A 2,929-nucleotide genomic window follows, 5' to 3' on the forward strand; every position below is an offset into this window, starting at 1 on the left:
AAAAAGGCACATGCGAAAATATGAATGGTTTAATTAGGCAATATTTACCTAAAGGGATTGATTTAAATCAGGCAGATCAGCATTATTTAAATCAAGTTGCCATGTCACTGAATACTCGTCCTAGAAAGGCGTTAGATTGGCTTACACCATTAGAGAAATTTGCTCAGCTTGTTGATTATCATATGGCTTTTGAAACTGTCGCACCTCATGTTTGAATTCGCCGTTTTATATCACCAATAAATCTAAATTTTGGTTTTTAAAATGAACTTATTTAAAATATCTAAAACTGTTTATTAGCTTAACTTGTGATTTAAGTTTTTATGAATATAAAATTGTTAATTTATTAGCTTTACAAGTTTATTTAAATTTCATCGTGCAACATTTTTAACCGATTTTATTATCGATGGTATTTTTTTGTCTGCTTTTCTTTTCCTAGTCTTTTATCTATCTGTCAGCCATATAGTATTTTATTAAATTCTTATGGGAAATGACGAATGTTAAATTATCTTAAGAGCTTTAATAATATCAATACTTATTTGATTTTATCGATAATTCTGCTGTTAATCATAATATCTCTAGATTATTTCTAAACTGAATGAATGTTTATAATGAGTGATTCATATTGCTATTGAAATCGCCTTCTCACTTTGAAAGAAGGCGAGGATGAGGGACTTTTATGTTGAATTATCATTTTAAAAATGCCTTATAAAAGAAGCTTAATGTGTTTTCTTATATAGGTTTAAACATAATTGTTGTATATCTTAAATCCAATTGATCTTAAAATTTTCCTTTATTTTTTGTTATGAGTGCGAGAAAATTGTCAAAAAGGTCAATCAGACTGGGCGTTAATTTGTTTTGCATACTTTTTCCTATATCGAATTAAAGTCATATAACTAACACCATAATCTTTAGCTATTTGAGTGAAAGGGTATGAATCGTCCTTATTTTTAAGGGTATGAATTAACTCTTTTAGTTTTTCTTCTGTAATCGCAGGCGATCTTCCCTTGTATTTACCTTTCTTTTTTTTAGCTAATTTAATTCCCTCTGCTTGATTCTCACTAATAATACCCCTTTCAAGTTCAGCTACAGCGCCTAATACATGGAGTTGAAACTTATCGAACTTGTCATCTGAATTGGGGGTAAAGTTCAGGTTATTTTTGACAATATGAACAGACACTCCTTTTTTATTTAGCTTTTGAACAATGGTTACAAGGTCAATCAAGCTACGTGCCAATCTAAAAACATCATGAGCGTACACAATGTCCCCACTACGGACATAATCGAACATTTCCTGAAGTGCAGGGCGTTTGGCAGTCTTTCCGCTAAAATGATCAATAAAAGTTTTATCTAGCTCAAAGGGTAGATCATGGAGCTGTCTTTCAGGGTTTTGGTCTTTAGTGGATACACGGATATACCCCACTCTTTGAAAGGGTGTGTTTTTAATTTGATCTTCAATATCTAAATTTTCTTTTTCCATAACCAGTATAACAAAATTAGATAACCTCAATGTTATATCACATTAGATTAACAAAACAACCCTATTGTTATAGGGTTTTTAGGGTGTATTATTATATAACAATAGGGTATACCCTATTGTTATATATCTTCAGGTATAAGGAAAAATAACGATGATTAATTTTAATGATCTAAGCGAATCTGAATTATTAAGGATTGCACAGACTGGCATATCAAACCGTATAGGATTGCGTACTTCAGGACATTTGCCTGAAGATGATAGACAGGCTCTTTCAATGGAGCTTCAGGGCTTGTACGAGCAAGATAGAGAACAGTTGATACAATCAATCAAGAAACATAGTGAAGCCTATAAAAGCGAGCAGAGTAATCAGGAATGAAAATTTTTTGCTGAAGCTAATTATAAGTCTAGTCGTGATTTATGGTTGCTTGGGCGTAGTGTTTGTTTCAGAGAACTTATCAGATAACACTGTAGGCATTATTGGATTTTGTGGACTGATATTACTACCTACAGTTTATAAGTTTGTTGGAACATTCTTTAAGGCACAATGAAAGGGTGATCAATGGACAACCAATACAAACTAAGTGACGAAGAACATAGCCTTGTATTTGAGAAAATTAAAGCTGATTTTCTGAATAACTCACTGTCTATAGTCAGCCCTAAAGTCGTCATTACTGGCGGTCAGCCTGCATCGGGTAAAGGCAAGTTGGCAAGAGATTCTATAGATCAGTTCAAAGATAAAGGCGGGAGTGTAATTATTGACCCCGATCAATTAAGAGCCTATCACCCCAAGTATAATGAACTGCAAAAATTGGATGATAAAACATCTTCAGGATTCACCCACCATGATGCTAAAAAGTGGAGTTTAGAATTAATTGAAGAAGCTATAAGCCATAAGAAAAATATTGTTCTTGACCAAACAAGTGCAGATTTTCAAACCTTAAAAAATACAGTTCAAAATTTCAGAGATAAAGGCTACAAAGACGTTGAATTAAAAATAATGGCTGTGCCTGAAATTACATCACGACAAGGTATATACCATCGTTATGAAATGGAAAAGGCGCTGTATGAAACTGGGCGTTTCGTCAATATTGATATTCATAGTGAAATTTATCACAAGCTAGAAAACACAATAGAACAGTTAAAAGATGAACCCATAGTAGACAAGCTAACCGTTTATGACCGTCACTATAACGCTATTGAACAAAAGGACTTTAAAGCTGAAAGGGAAAGACCATTTTCAGATCAGGAGCGCCAACAGCATGAATATAAATGGTTCAAAGTAATAGAAGCAATGCAAACACGCTTTGCCCCATATACAGAGGTTGAGAGATGGATCCGTAAATTTGAACAACTCCTATAAGTGATATTCTGCTCCTCAAATGATGTTATAAACATCAATATATGGAGTATTTTATGGCACGTAGACCAAGAAGAAATCATTCAAATGATTTT

4 protein-coding genes are annotated in these 2,929 nt (G+C 33.1%); 3 read left to right on the forward strand and 1 reads right to left on the reverse strand.

Translation table 11 applies throughout. The annotated features are described in order from the left end of the window. The coding region (locus tag E0D95_RS15445; protein WP_005139060.1) for a hypothetical protein at nt 1–215 on the forward strand (215 nt) is incomplete at its 5' end. 614 nt (nt 216–829) lie between these two features. Here the strand turns inward: E0D95_RS15445 and E0D95_RS15450 are convergent. Beyond that, nucleotides 830–1,477, reverse strand: a complete 648-nt coding sequence (locus E0D95_RS15450; RefSeq protein ID WP_004993315.1) for a recombinase family protein — start codon at nt 1,475–1,477, stop codon at nt 830–832. Nucleotides 1,478–1,628: 151 nt separating this feature from the next. Between E0D95_RS15450 and E0D95_RS15455 the strand changes: the two genes are divergently transcribed. Both E0D95_RS15455 and E0D95_RS15460 read left to right on the forward strand, forming a co-directional pair. Then, the gene (locus tag E0D95_RS15455; RefSeq protein ID WP_015056389.1) at nt 1,629–1,853 is read left to right on the forward strand and encodes a hypothetical protein; all 225 of its coding nucleotides are present in this window, start codon (nt 1,629–1,631) and stop codon (nt 1,851–1,853) included. 183 nt (nt 1,854–2,036) lie between these two features. Next, on the forward strand, nt 2,037–2,837 hold the full coding sequence (locus tag E0D95_RS15460) for a zeta toxin family protein (RefSeq protein WP_228258908.1): 801 nt from the start codon (nt 2,037–2,039) through the stop codon (nt 2,835–2,837). The last annotated feature ends 92 nt before the right edge of the window (nt 2,838–2,929 follow it).

The sequence above is a fragment of the Acinetobacter ihumii genome, from assembly GCF_900625095.1.
Taxonomy (GTDB): domain Bacteria; phylum Pseudomonadota; class Gammaproteobacteria; order Pseudomonadales; family Moraxellaceae; genus Acinetobacter; species Acinetobacter ihumii.